The organism is Spirillospora sp. NPDC052269, from assembly GCF_040679435.1.
Classification (GTDB): Bacteria; Actinomycetota; Actinomycetes; order Streptosporangiales; family Streptosporangiaceae; genus Spirillospora.
In genome coordinates this window covers 447043-462865 of sequence record NZ_JBFAUU010000003.1, presented here as the reverse complement: position 1 = coordinate 462865, position 15823 = coordinate 447043, and the positions used below count along the sequence as shown (strand labels likewise).

The window sequence follows — 15823 nt, the reverse complement described above, 5'->3', positions numbered from 1 at the left end:
AGGCGCCGACCACGGGCGGTGGCAACGGCATGCGTGCGATCAGGTCGTGACGGCATGCCGTTGCCCACCGCGTCATCCGAGGCCGGATCTAAGAGACCCGGGCCGGGGGGACGTCGCCGGAGGCGTCCGAGGAGGGCAGGGTGAAGCCTTCGGGCGGGGAGCCTTCGACGAAGAGCAGCCCGACCCGGGCCTTGCCGTCCCGGATCTCCCTGGCCCGCCGGTACTCGGGGGAGTCGTACCACTGCCGGACGCGGTCCATGTCGGGGAACTCGATGATCAGAAGCCGGGAGGAGTCCCAGGCGCCCTCGGTCGGCTCGGGCACGGGACCCGCGACCAGGTAGCGGCCGCCGTGGTCGAGGATCGAGCGCTGGGCCACGGGGGCGTAGGCCCAGCCGGCCTCCTCGTCGAGGACGTCGACGTTGGCGATGACGTAAGCAGGCAACGGAAACCCCGTTTCGTTTGGACACACCGTGTACTTTTGACTCGATGGAGAGTAATGCATCCCTGTAACCTGCTCAAGGTGGGCATCGATGAGGGCGAACGCACCGGCGGCACGATGAGCCGCCGGGAGCGGCTGCGGGTGGAGACGAGCCGGGAGATCAAGGCCATCGCGCTGCGGCAGATGGCCGAGGACGGGCCGGGAGCGATCTCGCTGCGGGGCATCGCCCGCGAGATGGGCATGACCGCACGCGCGATCTACAGCTACTTCCCCACCCGGGACGACCTGATCACGGCGCTGATCAGCGAGATCGCCGCCTCGCTGGCCGACACCCTGGAGTCCGCCAGCGACGCGGTGCCGGGCACCGACCCCGGTGGCAGGCTGATGGCCTGGGGCCAGGCGCTGAGGGAGTGGGCACTGGCCCATCCGGAGAGCTTCCGGCTCTTCTACGGTCAGCCCGTCCCGGGCTACCAGCCGCCCGAGGACGGGCCGGTCGACCAGACGGCCCGCCGCGTGTGCCGCGACCTCACCCGCCTGGTGGCGGCCGCGTGGCCGCACGCCCGGCAGCACCAGCCCGAGGACACCTCCTGGTCCGACCTCCACCCGGACTACGTCGCGAAGATCCGGGAGGACCTCCCCGACGTGCCGCCCGCCGTGGCGGCCCTCGCCCTACGCGTCTGGGGCCGGATGCACGGCCTGGTGGCCTTGGAGATCGACGGCCACATCCACCCCGTGGCAGGCAACCCCGCCGCCCTCCACCGCGCCGAGATGCTCGACCTGGTCAGGTCACTGGGCCTGAACTGAACCCCGCCCTGACCACACATCGCCCATCGGGTCGGTCACGCTGCTGAAGCGGCCGGCGTGGCGCGGCCGCTCACATGGCCCAGCGGCGGAACCCTCCCTCGGAGTTGATGACCTGGCCGGTGATCCAGGCGCTGTCGTCCCCGGCCAGCCAGCGGACCAGGTGAGCGACATCGGCCGGGCTTCCCCAGCGTCCCTGGGGGAGGGCGCGTCCGACTCGCTCGGCGAGATCGGGGTCCGCCCAGCCGGTGTCGACCGGTCCGGGGTTGACGGTGTTCACCGTGATTCCCCGGCCGATGAGCGCGTCGGACAAGCTGAGGGTCATCTGGTGGATGGCGCCCTTGCTGATGGCATACGGCAACTCCTGGCTCATCGGACCCAGGTGCTGTCCCGAGGTGAACAGGATGATCCGGCCGCCGGGCCGGTCGTCGTCGTGAACGGCGGCGAACGCCTGGGCCAGCAGGACACTGGCCCTGGCGTTCACCGCCCAGGTCAGGTCCAGCTCGGCGGCGGTGACCTCGGCCAGGCTCTGGTTCGAACTGCGGGCATGGTTGGCGACCAGCACGTCCACCGTGCCGAACGCCTCCACTGCGGCGTCCACCACCCGCTGAGGCGCCTGCGGGTCGGCGAAGTCGGCGGCGATGTGCCGCAGCCGGGGACCTTCGCCGCCCAGCAGTTCCACGATCCCCGCCTCCCCTGCGGGGTCGGCGCCCCAGGGTTGGTCGGCATCGTGCGGCGACCACGAGTGCACCAGCACGGAGGCGCCGGCAGCGAGCAGCTCGGCCGCCACCGCGAAGCCGATCCCCGCTCTGCGACTGACTCCGGTCACCACGGCGACCCGCCCGTCCAGTGCCCCTGCCGACGACTCTTCTACTTCACTGCTCTGCACCCAGTGAACGGTAGCTGCGTCAGGGGTGCTGAGACTCATCGACTTTCAGTGGCCGGTGGGTGGGGTGGGGTGGTGGGCGGCTCGGTCGATGGCGGATTCGATGGCGCGGACGTGGTCGGCCAAGAGGGTGATGGCGTTGGCGGCGCGGGTCAGGGGGTCGTCGCCGTCGCCTTGGGAGACGGTCCGCTGGTGGGCGGCCTTGACGTCGGCCCAGCGGCGCTCCTGGACGGCGGTCATGAGGTCGCGGAGCTCGGCGAGTTTGAGGAGGTTGGCCTCGGCGCCCGTGGTGAGGGTCTGGGCCTCGCCGGTGTAGTGGTCGGTGATCGCGGCCTCCAGTTCGTCGTCGTTCATCACCGGCACGATGCGGGCGGCCAGCTTGTTCATGTCGCGGTAGGAGCCCTGGAGCCGGAAGGGCGGCTCGGTGCGCGAGGCGTCGGACTGGGCGGCCGAGGCGATGTAGGCGCGGTTGACGGCCAGCACGGTGCGCTGGACGCGCAGGAGTTTGCGCAGGACGGCCAGGATCTGGTCGAGTTCGGCCTGCGGGTAGGGGTGGCTGAGCCGGTCCGGCCGGACGGTCCGGTCGCCGGACGCCAGCCGCACCAGCAGGGCGACGTCGCCGCGGTCGCGGGTGGACAGGGGCGCCAGGACGGGGTTGGAGGTCAGGGCGTTCTCGATGAAGCTGAGCGCGAAGGCGTCCTGCTTGCCGGTCAGGACCTCGCCGAGGTTCCACACGTCCGCGCGGTTGGCGAGCATGTCCGGGACGCGGAAGCGGGCGCCGGACTCGGTGTAGGGGTTGCCCGCCATGCAGACCGCGAAGCGCCGTCCGCGCAGGTCGTAGGCGCGTGGCTCCCCGTCGTGGACGCCCTCGACACGCCGCTGGGCGTCGCAGAGCGGGATGAACTTCTGCAGCAGCTCGGGCGAGGTGTGCTGGATGTCGTCCAGGTAGAGCAGGACGTTGTCGCCGAGCTCGAACGCCAGGTTGATCTTCTCGATCTCGCGGCGGGCGGTGGCGCTCGGGGCGTGGGCCGGGTCGAGGGAGGTGACGTCGTGGCCGAGCGCGGGCCCGTCGACGCGGATGAGCAGCAGCCCGAGGCGGTCGGCGACGTACTCCATCAGCGTGGTCTTGCCGTAGCCGGGAGGGGAGACCAGCATGAGGAGCCCGGACCGGTCGGTGCGGGCGTCGCCAGCGGTGCCGAGCTGCTTGGCGAGGTTGTCGCCGATCAGCGGCAGGTAGACCTCGTCGATCAGGCGGCTGCGGACGAACGAGGTCATCGTCCGCGGGCGGTATTCGTCCAGGCGCAGCCGTGAGCGCTCGGCGGTGAGCAGGGCGTCGCGCCGGCGCTGGTAGCGGCGGAAGGCGGGGACGTCCTGGGTCTGGAAGCGGCGGACGCGGGCCAGCGTCTCGTCCAGCCGCAGCGTCAGGGCGCGGTCGGTGATCCGGGGGTGGGTGCCGAGCAGGCCGGTCACCGTGGTGGCGAGCTCGGCGGCGCTGTCGTGGCGGGGGAGCCGGTCCCCGCACAGGACGATCGCGACGGCCTCGGGCAGGTCGGCCGGGTCGCCGAACGGCTCCAGCCAAGCCTCGGCGAGGCGGCGGCGGGCCTGCGGGTCGTCCTCCAGGGCGTTCAGGTCGCGGACGAACTCGGCGTGCGCGTCGCCCAGCGCCTCGGTGAAGTCGCGCAGCAGGTTCCGCGCGCTCTCCCCGGTGACGAACCCGGACGGAGCGGAGGCCAGCTCCTCCACCAGGTATTCGGCGGCGAGCACGGCGTGCGCGGCGTGCGCGGCGTCCGCGGCGTGGGCGGCGTCCGCGGCGTGGGCGGCGTGGGCGGCGTCAGGGCCGGAGATGGCCTCGGCCAGCCGCTCCACCAGCTGCGTCACGGGGGCGGTGCGGCCGAACGCCTCGCGCGCCCGCACGAGGGACGCCGCCTGCGTCGCCCACGACGGGTCGGCGTGGAAGGCCCAGAACAACTGGGCGGCGGCGCGCGCTTCGGGCGGGTAGCGCAGCAGACCGGCGTCCTTGCGCAGGGCGATGAGCGCTTCCAGGATGCGGGCGGCGTCATGGTCGTGGACGCCGCGCTCGTACCCCTCGTCGTAGCGCGCGGCGGCGGCCTCGCGGACCAGGGCGAGCAGGTCGTCGCCCGGAGCGGCCCGGTCCAGGAGGGACACGGCAAGGTACTCGGCCCGGTACACCTGCCCGTTCTCCGAGGGCAGGGACCGGTTCCAGAACGGGCGGGTGTCGGCGAACCCCTCGTCGCGCACGGGCGAGCGGTAGCCCGTCCCGGTCACGGTGAAGGCCAGGTCGTCGCCGTCCGGGACGAGCGTCAGCTCGAGCGGCTGGGTGTTGACGGCGAAACGGTGACGGCCCAGGCGAAGCGCGGCGCCGTCGTCGGCGTAGAGGTCGAGCCGGTCGCGCAGGGCCCGTCCGGCCTCGAGCCGGGCCGCCTTCAGGCGGCCGTCCAGCTCCTCGGCCCGGGTCGGGTCGCCCAGCGTCCGCAGGTCGGCGGTGATCCGGCCGAGCCGCGCCACCATCGGATCGGCGGCGAAGAACGCGTTGACCTCCTCCAGCGAGGCCAGCGTCCCGGCACGGCGGCGCAGCCCGGTGAGGACGCGGCCCGCGGACTCGGTCAGCCGGACGGCGCGCCGGGTCCGGTCGTCCAGCAGGGCCTGCTTGCGCGCGGCGAACGCCTCGTGGACGTCGCCGCGCTTGGCGTCCAGGTCGGCCAGGAAGTCGTCGAAGTCGGTGAACCGCGCCTCCAGGGCCTCGATCCGCAGCAGCAGCCGCCCGAGGCCCTCGTCGCAGCGCTCCGGCGTGGCGGCGCCCGCGAGCGCCCCGGCGATCGCCTGGTCCAGCAGCGCGAACTCGGCGGCGAACGCGGCCCGCCCCTCGCTGTCGAGCAGGTCGCGGCGGCGTCCGTCCAGCACGGCCCGCGCGCGGTTGATCCCGCCGAGGACCGCCCCGGCGTGCTCCAGGATCGTGGTCCGGACGACCGCGTCGGCCACGTCGAGGGAGCCGACGACCTCGGTGACGACCTCCAGGCCCTCGCTCTGCGCGGCGAGCCTCTCGGCGACGGGCCCGGCCGCGGCGACGGTCGGGATCGCGGCGGCCTCCTCGGCCAGCCGCTCGATCTCGCGGTGGTGACCGGCGAACGCGTCCTCGCGGACGAGGAAGTCGACCGCGCGCCGTCCCGCCGTGTCCAGGGCGTCCCCGAGCGAGGCCGCGAGGTCGTCGATCCGCCCGGTGTCGACGTGGCGGATCTCCCTCAGCGTCTCCACCCGGCCCTGCGCGCGGCGCAGCTCGGCCAGCAGGTCCACCCACCCGTCCGCGGCGGTCGGGACGTCGGAGTCCGCGCGCCGCACCAGCGCACCGGCCTGCTCGGCGGCCTCGTCCACTGCGGCAGCGGCCCGCGCCGTCAGGGCCTGGACGGTCGTGTACTCCTCCACCGCCAGCGCGGCCGTCCCGCGCACCTCGTCCAGCGCTCCGGCCAGGCCGCCCAGCTCCGGGTCGGCCAGCCAGTGGTGCCGGTCGGCCGCCTGGACGCACGCCGCGACAAGAGCCCGGAACATCTCCGCGGACGGCTCGGCGTCGCGCGCCATCCGCGTCACCGCCAGGCAGTCCGACAGCCCGCGCACCAGGTCGGCGTTGCCGACGCGCTCCAGCGGCCCGCTGCCCGCCGGACGGGACGCCGCGTGCTCCTCCGACACGAACGGCGTCCGCCACACCTGCGTCGGATGCGCGCGCGACGGCGTCTCACCCGAGCCGCGCAGCACCACCAGCGTCCCGTCGTCGAACAGCGAGAAGCCCCGGCCCGTGATCGGCGCGGCGGCCTGCTCGCGGATGGTGTTGTACGGCAGGAGCAGGCACCGCCCGTCGGCGCGGGAGCCGAACACGTACAGGACGTCCTCGCCGTTGGGCGAGCGCACGACGCCCTGGTATTCGAGTCCGGTGACGTCGACGTCGAAGGTCTTGGTGACCCCGGTGTCCAGGTGGTAGCCGCCGGGGAAGATGACGCCCCGGTCGCCGGGCAGGCGGCGGCACGCCTGCTCGATGCCGTCCAGCCGCTCCACCCTCCGCGTGCGGGTGTTGAAGACCAGGTGCCGCCACGCCGTCTCGTTGTAGGGCCGGACGCGCAGCAGGACCAGCGCCCCGACGCGCGCGTGCAGCACCTCGGCGTCGGCCAGGCTCTGCAGCGGCTCGTCCACCGGCTCGCGGTAGATCCCGGCGCCGGTCTCGGTGTCGTCCTCGGTCTTGACCGTCAGGTGGCCGCCGACCGTCGCGACGAACAGCCCGTCCTGGACGCGGATGTGCGGGAACCGTCCCTGCACGTGGTCGTCGCGGGTGGCCTCGGTCCAGGAGAAGTCGTAGGGGGAGGGGAGCACGTCGTCGCGCTCACCCCGGTTGTCCTCGTACGACACCGCGCCTTCGGCGGTGCCGTCGTTCGCCAGCCGCCACCGCAGGACGCGCGTGTCGGTCAGGCGCGGACCGGTCTGGAACACCGCCAGCAGCCGTCCGTCGGCCCGCCGCAGGCGCAGCAGACGCGTCTGCTTGTAGTACCGCTGCAGCTCGCCGAAGTCGCGCCGGAACCCCGGATCGTCCAGCAGGCCGGGCAGCGCGTCCAGCCCGGCGTCGGCGAGCGTCGTCCGCCCGTCCTCGGACGGGACGAGGCGGCGCAGGGCGAACACGTCCCCGACGGGGATCTCGCCCTCCGCGCCGGACGTGCCGTTGGACCCGAACAGCAGCAGGCCGCCGACGGACACGACATCGCGCGCCACGCTGTCGTGCGCGGTGCGGACGACCTCGGTCCCCGCCAGGCGCAGCTCCGACCCGCCGAAGGTCTCCAGCCGCCGCGCGTTCAGCGCCTCGGCCCGGTCGGCCAATTCTGCGGCCTGCGCGGCGAGCCGCGACCGCAGCACGTCGTAGGTGCCCTGGTCGAGCCCCGTGGCCGTGTCCTGCCCGGCGCTCTGCCCCGCAACCTGGTCGACGTCCTGTCCCACGGTCTGGCCGGCGTCCGGCGCGGCGGACTGCTCGGATGCCGTTGCGGCCTCGGTCACGCTTCCTCCTGAATGCCTGCTGGGCCTGCTCGACGACCGGCGGCCCCCCGCTCCCGTTCCTGTTCAGGCACGGGACGCCGCCGGTCCACGTCGCCTCAGATCTGAGCGGGGACGGCCCCGTTGGCCGCGTGCCTGCGCTCACCGGACGCGCCTGCGGACGCCAGCGGAGCGTCCGCGACACCCAGCTCCCGGGCCGCGCCCAGCAGCTTCTCCAGGTGCGCGCTGTCCGGGCCGCCCGCCTTGATCAGCCGCACCAGCAGCGCGGACAGGGTCAGGTCCCGCACGCCCGAGGCGTCCACCGACGCCAGCAGCCGCCCGAGGTCGTCGGTGAAGCTCCCCGTGCCGTCGAGCCACGGCCGGGCCAGGCTCTGCGCGACGTCCGAGGCGCCCACGAAACCGTCCACGCTCTTCCCCAGCGTGATCGACCCGATGAGCCGGTCGAAGAACATGCTGTCGCCGCCGACGATGTCGATGTCGGCCTTCTCCAGCCCGGCGGCCAGGACCGCCGCCTGCGCCTCGGCGACCTGCCGTTGCGTCTCCAGCCCGGCCATCCGGAGCTCCTTCTCGGCCTCCAGCCGCAGCCGGTACTCCTCGTGCTGGCGGGTCGCGTCGTCCAGCGCGGCCATCGCGGCGGCCTTGTCGGTCAGCCCCTCGGCCTCGGCCTTGAGCTTCTCGCGGATCGCGGCGGCCTCGGCGAGCGCCACCTCCTGCGCGGCGGCGGCGTTGGCCCGCCCGACCTTCTCGATGACCTCGGCCTCCCGGTCGCGCACCTGGACGTCGGCCAGCCCCGGCGCGGCCTTCTCCGCCTGGACGCCCTCGGCGAGCTTGCGCTTGGCGTCCGCCTCCAGCTCGGCGGTCGCCTGCGCGGCCTCGGCCAGGACCTTGCGCTCGCGGGCCCGGTGCTGCGCGGCGGCCTCCGCGGCCTCGGCCGCCTTGATGTCCTTGACCAGCTTCTCCTGCGCCTCCGCCTCGGCCAGGATGATGATCTTCTGGCGGTCCCGCTCGGCCTCCTCGGTCGCCCGCAGCCGCTTGATCGACTCCTCCTGCTCGGCCACCGTCCGCTCCACCGCGATCCGCTCCCGGATGACCTCGGCGATCGCGCGCTTCTCCGTCTCGACCTCCTTGTCGGCGGCGATCCGCGACAGCCCCGTCTCCCGCTCTCGCGCGATGACCTCCAGCAGCCGGTCCTTCTCGATCCGCTCGGACTCGATCGCGATCACGCGCTCCCGGTTCTTCTCCGCGACCGCGACCTCGCGCGCCTTGTTCTCCTGCTGCACGCCGAGCTGCTCGTCGGTCCGCAGGTGCGCGGTCTGCGCCCGCAGCCGCTCCTCGGCCTGCACCCGCTCCACCTCGGCGCCCTCCCGCGCCCGGACGGTGTCGATCTCGCGCCGCTGCCGGATCTCGGCGTCGGCCCGCCGCCGCTCCAGCTCCAGGATCGCCTCGCGCGCCTCCACGTCCTGCCGGGTGATCTCCTTCTCCTCGTTGCGCGAGTGCTCGTTGGTCGCCACGTGCTCGCGCGCCGTCAGCTCGGTGATCTTCCGGATGCCCTGGGCGTCCAGGATGTTGTCGCGGTCCAGCGAGTGCAGCGGCGTCTGCTCCAGGTGGTCGATCGCCGCGTCCTCCAGGCTGTAGCCGTTCAGGTCGGTGCCGATGACCTGCACGATGTGGTCGCGGAACTCGTTGCGGCGCGTGTACAGGTCCTCGAAGTCCAGGTGCTTGCCGACCGTCTTCAGCGCCTCGGAGAACTTGGCCGCGAACAGCTCCTGCAGCGTCTCCCGGTCGCTGGCGCGATGCGTCCCGATCGCCTGCGCCACCTTGATGACGTCCTCGGCGGTCTTGTTCACCCGGACGAAGAAGGTGATGCGGATGTCGGCGCGGATGTTGTCCTGGCAGATCAGCCCGTCCCGGCCGGTCCGCTCGATCTCGATCGTCTTCACCGAGATGTCCATCACCTCGGCCTTGTGCAGCACCGGCAGCACGATCGCCCCGGTGAAGGTGACGTCCACCGACCGCGTCTTGGACACGATCAGCGCCCGCCCCTGCTCGACCTTGCGGAACAGGCGGGTCACCATCAGCAGCAGACCGAGCGCCACCAGCAGCACCACGGCCACCAGCACACCGATCCCCATGGTCAGTGCATCCATCGAACAGTCCCGTCTTTGTGGAGGGAAGAGAAAGAACACGGGGCCGCGAGCCGGACGGGCCCGCCTTGCCGCCGAGGCGAGGTCAACGGCCCGCGCCGAACGTCTCGTCGAACGGCATCACCAGGAACACCTCGGACGCCGCGTCATAGTCGAAGATCAGGGCGGTCGCGCCGCGTCCGAGGCCCCCCGTTCCGGCCCCGGACGCGGCCTCGGGCTCTGCCCCGGACCCGGCCGCGGGCGCGGCCTCCAACGCGGCTTCGGGCGTGCGGACCTGCACCAGCGCGGTCGACCCGTCGTCGGCCGTGACCTCGGCCTGGCCGAAGTCGCCGGTCACCCGCCCGGTGCGGATCACGCACGTCCGGCCCACGAAGTCCACCCGCGACGGCGGCGCCACGTCCGGGAAGACCCGGCGCAGCGGCCGCACCAGCAGCCGGGTCCCGCCCCAGGCCCCCGCGACGGCGACCACCAGGACGGCCGCCCCCGGCCAGCCCCCGGCCGGCCCGTCGCCGGCCAGCCTGTCCGCCAGCACCCGTCCCGCCAGGCTGAGGAACCACGCCAGCGCGATCAGCAGCGACAGCGTGACCGTGACCGGCGGACCGGCCAGCCCCGCGGCGGACAGCGGCCCGCCCGTCCCCTCTCCGTGACCGCCATGCCCATGTCCGTGACCGACGCCGGCCCCTGTGTCGGCGTCGGTGTCCAGGACATGGAGCCCCAGCGCACCGAGGAGGACCAGCACCCAGTACCCGGCCACCACGATCAGCGCGAAACTGAAAAGGGCGGCTGGGAATCCGAGCGCGGCATCCAAGAAAGCACTCATGAAGAAATCTTCCGCGTCTGAGGGCAGCATTAGGAGAGCCCAGGGCGAAGCCGCGAGAACGGTCGCCGGGCGAAGGAGAGAGAAGGACCCGCAGTCAGGAGGTGGACCCGCGTGCGGTACCGATCACGGCGGATCAGGAAGACCGTACGTCGCGATCAGATACGACCGCGCGGTGAACCCCACCGGCACGGCGAGGTGTGAAGAGATGGAAGGTGCCATCGAGATCTCCCTGGTCAGAACGCACTCGGACAACGCGTCACGCAGTGCCGACCAGACTTCCCGGCTCACCTGTCGACGACCTTAGCGCATTCTTTACCCAGGGGGAAGTTGAATGCGTCGACGCGTAATTCGGGGACGCGTCGAGTGGCAAATGCGGGATGGTGCGGCGGCGATCGAGGCCGAACAGGAACGATCCGGGGGGAAGGCGCGTCGAAGTGTCGGAGAGAAGACCGTCGAGCGAGAGACGGGCAAGCCGGACGTCTCCCCAGGGTGATCAGGAGGCCGGCCGATGCGTCGGGAACCGAGACTCAGCGCCCCCGTCCGGATGCAGGAAGACGACCGGCTGTCCATCGCGTCCCTCAACACGTTGGGGATCCCCCTGGTGGGAGGGCGGCTGACCGCACGCTGTGCCGCGATCGCCGCGGAGTTCGAAGCGTCCGACATCGACGTCGTCTGCTTTCAGGAGGTCTTCAGCTACCACCATCTGCGGCTGCTGACCACCCGGATGCCTTCGTTCTCCCACGTGGTCTACCGGCCGTCGCTCCCGGGCCCGGCGGGCGGCCTGGTCACCGTGTCGCGGCGTTCGCTGCCCGGACATACCTTCCGACGGTTCGCGAACACCCCGACCGATTCTGGTCTTTCCAGGTACACCCGGTTCAAGGCGTCCCTGAGAGGCTGCCTGATCACCCGCCCGGCGGGGACGCGGCTGGCGGTGGTCAACACGCACCCGATGGCCAACACCGACAAGGACTGGTCCGAGGGGAACCGCTTCCATACCCTGCAACAGGGGCAGCTCGCAGCGCTGGCCGACGCCGTCCGAGCGGTGTCCGTTCCCGCGGTCGTCTGTGGTGACTTCAACGTCGCCCGCGACTCCGACCTGTTCCGCGACTTCATCCGCGACAGCGACCTGACCGACGCCTTCGCGGGATCCTGCCCGCCCACCTTCCACGCCGAGTACGCCACCCCGGGCCACAGCACGCACTGCATCGACTTCATCCTGCACACCGAGCAGGTCGAGGTGGACGACACCGGCCTGCTGTTCACCACCAAGCGGCCGATGCCCGGCGGACCCGGCTACGTCTCCGACCACCTGGGACTCCGCGCCACCGTAGGGCCCGGCGACTGATCAGGACGTCGACGCCGTCGAGGCGAGGATGGTGTCCAGGACGCCCGGGAAGCGCGCCTCCAGGTCGTCCCGCCGGAGCGTCATGTAGCGGGCCTTGCCCTCGGCGCGGGTGAAGGTGATGCCCGCCTCCCGCAGGACGCGCCAGTGGTTGGAGAGCGTCGAACGCGGAACGTCCAGGTCGTCCGGGCTGCAGGACACCTCGCCGCCCGCGGCGAGCCGGCGCACCAGTTCCAGGCGGACGGGGTCGGCGAGCGCGCGCAGGACGGCGACCATCTCCAGATCCGTCGCCGTCGGCTGAGCCAGCGATCCCATCCCGCTCTCCTCTGTCCGCCCGGTTGACATGTCCCGCTCGGCACAGCATACGATCATTCCCTTGTTTCGGAAACGCCGAAATGATCAAGGAGTCTCCATGGCCGTCCTCCGCAGCTACGCCCGCGTCTACGTCGATGATCTGGATACCGCCCTGCCCACCTTCGAGGCGCTCACCGCCGCCCGCCCGGGCCTGCGCTTCCTCTACGGGGGCGTGGAACTGGCGAGCATCGGCGGCTACCTGCTGGTCGCGGGAACCCCGGAGGCGCTGGCCCCGTACCGCAACGTCCAGGCCACGACCGTCGTCGACGACCTCGACGACGTCCTCGCCATCGTCTCCCGTGAGGGTGGCGAGACCCTCGACGGCCCCAACGACGTCCCCACCGGGCGCAACCTCACCGTCCAGCACCCCGGCGGCGCCGTCATCGAATACGTCGAGTTCGAGACCGCCAAGGTCGAGGCCCAAACCGCCCGATAGCCCCGCCTCGCCGCAACGGGCGCGCTACGACCTGGAAGGACGCGACGGGACATCGCCTCGGTGTTCCGCGGCCACACAGGACGGGGGAGTGCCGAGGCGCGCCCGCCTTCGCGCCCGCCTCGGCCTCCTGGTGACAGGAGCCACGGCTGGCCGCGCGGTGATCAAATAACGCTCGGTGACGCTCCGGAGCGTTATTGTCATCGAGAGCATGATCACGGGGAGTCGTCACCCCCGGTCCTGCTGTTCGTGTCCGATCGGTCGGGCGTCCTGGTGGGAAATCGCGCCGGCCCGTCGTGAGCGGGCCGATCTTCCAGCTCAGTGAGCGTCATCCGGGGGGATAGCGATGAGGACGTGCCGGAGCGGCATGAGGAACAGACCAGGGGGCGGCCGGTGGCGGCCTCGGACACGGCTGGCCGGTCTGACGGCCCTGCTGATGGTGGTGACCTGCGTGGTCGCCGGCCCGGCGGCGGCCCGCCGCCCGAATCCGGCGGCCGCGCCCGCCGGTCTCGCTCTCGCGACGGGCTACAACTTCAACGGGCAGCTGGGCGACGGCACCTTCAACTCGCGCAGTACTCCGGGGGAAGCGGCGCCGCCCACGGGCGTCACCGTCACCCAGGTCTCCGCCGGTTTCTACCACAGCCTCGCGGTGACGCCCGACGGCCAGGTCCTGGGCTGGGGCCAGAACGCCTTCGGTGAGCTGGGGAACGGTGAGACCAGCGGCGCCGTCAACCTTCCTGTGCGGGCGACGCTGCCCTCGGGGGCCACCGTCACCCAGGTCTCCGGCGGCTACCACCACAGCCTTGCCGTGACCTCGGATGGCAGGGTCCTGGCCTGGGGGTACAACGGCTACGGGCAGTTGGGGGACGGCACCACCACCAGCCGCGAGGTACCCATTGAAGTGGCACTGCCCGACGGCGCCAAAGCCAAGCAGGTCGCGGCGGGCTATGGGTACAGCCTGGCGTTGACCACGGACGGGCGCGTCCTGGCCTGGGGCTACAACGGCTATGGGCAGTTGGGCGATGGCACCACCACCAGCCGCGACACCCCGGGGCCGGTGGCGCTGCCCCCGGGCCTGACCATCACCCAGGTGGCCGCTGGCGACAACCACGGTCTGGCGTTGACCTCCGACCACCATGTCTGGGGCTGGGGCCTGAACCAGTTCGGGGAACTGGGAACCAACCCCACCTGGAACTACAGCCCAGTGCAGGTCGGGATGCCCCCGGGCGCCGACGTCACCCGACTCGCCGCCGGCGATCGCGACAGCCTCGCGGTGACCTTCGACGGCAGCGCCCTGGCCTGGGGCCAGAACAACCGGGGGCAGCTGGGCGACGGCACCACCACCGATCGCAACACACCGGTGGAAGTGGCGCTGCCCGCGGGCGTCACCGTCACCCAGCTCGACTCCCACTCCACCCACAGCGTGGCGGCGACCTCCGACGGCCGCGCCCTGGGCTGGGGCGGCAACGCCGACGGGCAGTTGGGTGACGGCACCACCACCCAACAACCCACCCCGGTCTTCATGCTGCTGCCGGGACATCTCAACGTCAGCCAGGTCGCAGCCGGCCTCTACCACTCCCTGCTCATAGCCCAACGGGTCAGCAGCGACACGTCACTGACCGCTGAGCCCATGACGGCGAAGCCAGGTCAGGAGGTGAGGTTGACCGCGAGCGTGGCCTGCAACGCGGGCACCCCGACCGGCACCGTCACCTTCCTGGACGGTGACACCGTCATCGGCACCGCCGAACTGGACACCGACGGCGTCGCCACCCTCACCACCACCGAACTGCCCGGGGGCCGGCACCACATCACCGCCCGCTACGAGGGCAACGAGGTATGTCCGCCCTCAACGTCCGCGCCGGTGACCGTCACCATCACCGAAGAACCCCCACCGCCCCGGCCCTGCGGCTGGGACAAACTCAAGATCGACAAGACCGCGGACAGGGCCAGGGTCCGAGTCGGAGGCAAGGTCCGGTACCGCATCCACGTCACCAACACCTGCCACTCCGTCTTCAATGACGCGACCTTCACCGACGATCTGACCGGCGTTCTGCGCAGCGGCCGCATCCGCGGACCCGTCCACGCCACCACCGGCCACGTCACCCGCACGCGCGGCGCCTTCACCTGGACCGGCGACCTGCCGGCCGGGCACAGCGCCGACATCACCTTCACCGTCGTGACCCGCATGCCCGGCATCATGCGCAACCTGGTCACCTGGCGCTGCAGCCCGGCCGATGTGGCCCGCCGGAACTGCACCGCCGAAACCCGCACCAAGGTCTACCTGCCAAGCACCACCTGACAACGACCGGCCAACCCCACGGGGCCCGCACCGTTACGCCAACGGAGCGGGCCCCGTCGGCATCCCCAGTATCGCGACACGTGACCAGCCGATCCAGGGAAGCGGAAGCCGCTCGACGAGCCTCGGGACGAGCACCAGGTGCCGCTGCGCGATCTCCGGCCCGGCCTCGTCCGCTCGTCCGGTCCTGGCGTGCATCGTTTGAAGGACTCCGACCTTCGACCGGACGATCCCCAGATCCCGCCCGACGACGGAGAGAGGCTGCGATCCTCACTGCGCGGCAGGGTGGACCTGGCCTACTTCACGAGGCAATCCACCGCTTCTTCGAGGTGTCGGCTGATGGCCCTCTGCATGGCGTGGTCGCGCGCGGGATCGTCCCAGCGGAGGTTGCTCTCCATGAACCAGTCGACGATCCAGAGCTTGTCCCAGCCCGATGCCCAGACGTGGGCGGGCAGCCCGCCCCGGTCGAGAAGCGCGTCCTCGGGACCTCCGGCGGCAACATAGGCGTCGATGAGGTCTTTGACCGCGTCCAGGTCCAGCGGCTCAGGGGTTCCCTGCCACGACACCAGGTCCAGCAGGCCGTTGCCGGTGTAGGCGCGGGCCATGTCGAGCACCCGCGGTGTCCCGTCCGGCTGGATGATCAGGGATGTTGGGTGGAACTCGCTGTGGCACATCCCGTACGGCGGAATGGCTGCCCCCTTGGCGCGCCGGGGTGCGGCGGTGCCGAGAGCCTCGAGTTTCTGCCGGAGGCCGAAGGGATCCTTGGTCCAACGGCCTGCGCTCTGAAGCGCGTCCAGCCACTCCAACGAGCGCAGCGGCAGCCTGGTCAGCGCGTTCTCATCCAGTACCGGTAGCCCTGCCAGTGGTGGGCAGGCATGGACGGACACTGCGGCGGTCGCCGCGTCAACCAGGGCGGGCTCCCGGACCGGGCCCCCGAGATCCTCCATGATCATGACGACGGAGCCGTCCGGCTGCCGTGCGCCGGCCAGCAGCTCGGGTACGGGGACGCCGTGCGCGGCGGCATGCCTGAGGACGTCGGGCTCGCCCGAGAAGACCTCTCGGGCGTACTTCAGGATGAGCGTCGATCCGTCGGACAGGATCAGCCGCTCCACGGCCGACATCGACCAGACCCGGATCTCCTCGCGCCGCTCCACCGTGACGCCGATCTGGTCGGCGAGCGCGTCCAAGACGTCGGGGCGGACGGACAGCTCCGCCCGCCCCTGGTTATCGTCGCCCGTCACAGGCTCATATATGCCCGCACC

12 protein-coding genes are annotated in these 15823 nt (G+C 71.9%); 4 read left to right on the top strand and 8 right to left on the bottom strand.

The features are described 5' to 3' along the window. Window positions 1-88: 88 nt before the first annotated feature. The gene (locus AB0L06_RS08605) at window positions 89-442 is read right to left on the bottom strand and encodes a DUF1330 domain-containing protein (RefSeq protein ID WP_500230304.1); all 354 of its coding nucleotides are present in this window, start codon (window positions 440-442) and stop codon (window positions 89-91) included. A 78-nt stretch (window positions 443-520) separates the two neighbouring features. Here AB0L06_RS08605 and AB0L06_RS08600 point away from each other — a divergent pair, with 78 nt between their 5' ends. Then, window positions 521-1243: a TetR/AcrR family transcriptional regulator gene (locus tag AB0L06_RS08600; protein WP_500230303.1), complete on the top strand. Its 723-nt coding sequence runs from the start codon at window positions 521-523 to the stop codon at window positions 1241-1243. Between the two features lie 70 nt (window positions 1244-1313). Here AB0L06_RS08600 and AB0L06_RS08595 read toward each other — a convergent pair whose 3' ends face one another. From AB0L06_RS08595 to AB0L06_RS08580, 4 genes are all read right to left on the bottom strand, one after another. Then, window positions 1314-2129, bottom strand: coding sequence for an SDR family oxidoreductase (locus AB0L06_RS08595; RefSeq protein WP_500230302.1), 816 nt, complete (start codon window positions 2127-2129; stop codon window positions 1314-1316). 45 nt (window positions 2130-2174) lie between these two features. Continuing rightward, complete coding sequence (locus tag AB0L06_RS08590) at window positions 2175-7118, bottom strand: DNA repair ATPase (RefSeq protein ID WP_500230387.1); 4944 nt, start codon at window positions 7116-7118, stop codon at window positions 2175-2177. Between the two features lie 152 nt (window positions 7119-7270). Then, a complete protein-coding gene (locus AB0L06_RS08585; RefSeq protein WP_500230301.1) occupies window positions 7271-9319 on the bottom strand; it encodes a flotillin family protein in 2049 nt (682 codons plus the stop codon). An 82-nt stretch (window positions 9320-9401) separates the two neighbouring features. Beyond that, entirely contained in the window at window positions 9402-10136 is a 735-nt protein-coding gene (locus AB0L06_RS08580; protein ID WP_500230300.1) for a DUF1449 domain-containing protein, read from the bottom strand. A 508-nt stretch (window positions 10137-10644) separates the two neighbouring features. Between AB0L06_RS08580 and AB0L06_RS08575 the strand changes: the two genes are divergently transcribed. After that, window positions 10645-11481 (top strand): endonuclease/exonuclease/phosphatase family protein, encoded by an 837-nt coding sequence (locus tag AB0L06_RS08575; protein WP_500230299.1) that lies wholly within the window; start codon window positions 10645-10647, stop codon window positions 11479-11481. Here AB0L06_RS08575 and AB0L06_RS08570 read toward each other — a convergent pair whose 3' ends face one another. Beyond that, window positions 11482-11793, bottom strand: a complete 312-nt coding sequence (locus AB0L06_RS08570; RefSeq protein ID WP_500230298.1) for an ArsR/SmtB family transcription factor — start codon at window positions 11791-11793, stop codon at window positions 11482-11484. Window positions 11794-11890: 97 nt separating this feature from the next. Here AB0L06_RS08570 and AB0L06_RS08565 point away from each other — a divergent pair, with 97 nt between their 5' ends. Further along, window positions 11891-12268 (top strand): VOC family protein, encoded by a 378-nt coding sequence (locus AB0L06_RS08565; protein ID WP_500230297.1) that lies wholly within the window; start codon window positions 11891-11893, stop codon window positions 12266-12268. Between the two features lie 364 nt (window positions 12269-12632). Then, the gene (locus AB0L06_RS08560) at window positions 12633-14564 is read left to right on the top strand and encodes an RCC1 domain-containing protein (RefSeq protein ID WP_500230296.1); all 1932 of its coding nucleotides are present in this window, start codon (window positions 12633-12635) and stop codon (window positions 14562-14564) included. Window positions 14565-14597: 33 nt separating this feature from the next. Here the strand turns inward: AB0L06_RS08560 and AB0L06_RS08555 are convergent, their stop codons facing one another. Next, complete coding sequence (locus AB0L06_RS08555; RefSeq protein WP_500230295.1) at window positions 14598-14759, bottom strand: hypothetical protein; 162 nt, start codon at window positions 14757-14759, stop codon at window positions 14598-14600. Between the two features lie 98 nt (window positions 14760-14857). Continuing rightward, a complete protein-coding gene (locus tag AB0L06_RS08550) occupies window positions 14858-15802 on the bottom strand; it encodes an aminoglycoside phosphotransferase family protein (RefSeq protein WP_500230294.1) in 945 nt (314 codons plus the stop codon). Between the last annotated feature and the right edge of the window lie 21 nt (window positions 15803-15823).

What these genes read in the sequence shown, in the direction of transcription:
- AB0L06_RS08585 (WP_500230301.1), bottom strand. Translation starts at nt 9,319, where the DNA reads ATGGATGCACTGACCATGGGGATCGGTGTGCTGGTGGCCGTGGTGCTG.
- AB0L06_RS08580 (WP_500230300.1), bottom strand. Translation starts at nt 10,136, where the DNA reads ATGAGTGCTTTCTTGGATGCCGCGCTCGGATTCCCAGCCGCCCTTTTC.
- AB0L06_RS08575 (WP_500230299.1), top strand. Translation starts at nt 10,645, where the DNA reads ATGCGTCGGGAACCGAGACTCAGCGCCCCCGTCCGGATGCAGGAAGAC.
- AB0L06_RS08570 (WP_500230298.1), bottom strand. Translation starts at nt 11,793, where the DNA reads ATGGGATCGCTGGCTCAGCCGACGGCGACGGATCTGGAGATGGTCGCC.
- AB0L06_RS08565 (WP_500230297.1), top strand. Translation starts at nt 11,891, where the DNA reads ATGGCCGTCCTCCGCAGCTACGCCCGCGTCTACGTCGATGATCTGGAT.
- AB0L06_RS08560 (WP_500230296.1), top strand. Translation starts at nt 12,633, where the DNA reads ATGAGGAACAGACCAGGGGGCGGCCGGTGGCGGCCTCGGACACGGCTG.
- AB0L06_RS08555 (WP_500230295.1), bottom strand. Translation starts at nt 14,759, where the DNA reads ATGCACGCCAGGACCGGACGAGCGGACGAGGCCGGGCCGGAGATCGCG.